Source organism: Methylobacterium sp. J-059 (assembly GCF_022829485.1).
Classification (GTDB): domain Bacteria; phylum Pseudomonadota; class Alphaproteobacteria; order Rhizobiales; family Beijerinckiaceae; genus Methylobacterium.
The window spans coordinates 1-901 of the sequence record NZ_JAKSYA010000129.1; the positions used below are offsets into that span (position 1 = coordinate 1).

The 901-nt window shown below is 65.7% G+C and carries 1 pseudogene; it reads right to left on the minus strand.

The features are described from left to right. Positions 1 to 161 precede the first annotated feature (161 nt). Positions 162 to 901: pseudogene (locus MKK55_RS18435) on the minus strand (zinc-binding alcohol dehydrogenase family protein); the annotation flags it as partial.

Genomic DNA, 901 nt, shown 5'->3' on the forward strand with positions numbered 1-901 from the left:
CGGCGTCTTGGCCTTGGGCCGGCACGCCTCCACCAGGGGCTCCAGTTCAGACCATTGCGCGTCGCTCAGCATCATCCCTCCTGCCTCAGAAAGATGAAAACGCGAGCCCCGGCAATCCGTTCAGGCGATGACAGGCCCTAACCGGGGCGCTTCCTGGCGGCTCAATCGTCGAAGCCTTCCAGAACCACCTTGCCCTTCGCGCGACCGCTCTCGATCAGTGCATGAGCCCGTGCGAGGTTGGTGGCATTGAGAGGTCCGAACGACTCATTGAGCGTGCTGTGGAGTTTCCCGGCGTCGATCAGTCGGGAGACCTCGGTGAGGATCTCGTGCTGCCGCTCCATGTCTGCCGTTCCGAACAGCGAGCGGGTGAACATCAGCTCCCAGTGAAGCGATAGGCTCTTTGGCTTGAGCGGCATCACGTCGAGCGTCGCGGGATCGTCGATGAGGCCGAGCCGCCCCTGCGGCGCAAGCAGCTCGATGATCTGAGGCAGATGCGCATCGGTCCCTGTCGTCGCAAACACGAAGCCCGGTACGCTGACCAGACCCAGGGCCGCTACCTCGGCGGCGAGCGGCTTGGAATGGTCGACGATGTGGTGGCGCCGAGATCCCGGCACCATTGTGCGGTCTCGGGGCGCGACGCGGTAGCGATCACCGTCAGTTCGGTAAGCTGCCGGGCGAGCTGAATCGCGATCGACCCGACGCCACCCGCGCCGCCTATGATCAGGAGCGCAGTCGCGGCGCCGGGCACTGGCTTGGAGACGTCGAGACGGTCGAACAGCATCTCCCAGGCGGTCAGCGCTGTGAGCGGCAATGCGGCGGCGGCCGAGAAGCCCAGGGTGTCGGGCTTCCGCCCGACCAGGCGCTCGTCCACGCATTGCAGGGTAGCGTTGCTGCCAGGTCT